A 215-nucleotide genomic window follows, 5' to 3' on the forward strand; every position below is an offset into this window, starting at 1 on the left:
ACCTCCGACCCTCTGTTTACAAGACAGATGCTCTACCAACTGAGCTAAGTCAGCATAGCAATGATGCGGGTGAAGGGATTTGAACCCCCACGTCCGAAGACACTAGAACCTAAATCTAGCGCGTCTGCCAATTCCGCCACACCCGCAAAATTGACATCCATGAGTCGCGAGGGGCTCGAACCCTCGACCCTTGGATTAAAAGTCCAATGCTCTAC

Annotated in this window: 1 tRNA gene; it reads right to left on the reverse strand. The window is 51.6% G+C overall.

From position 1 onward, the window contains the following. Positions 1-64 precede the first annotated feature (64 nt). A tRNA-Leu gene (locus FC64_RS03150) sits at positions 65-146 on the reverse strand. Positions 147-215: the final 69 nt, after the last annotated feature.

This window comes from Ligilactobacillus araffinosus DSM 20653 (assembly GCF_001435375.1).
GTDB classification, from domain to species: domain Bacteria; phylum Bacillota; class Bacilli; order Lactobacillales; family Lactobacillaceae; genus Ligilactobacillus; species Ligilactobacillus araffinosus.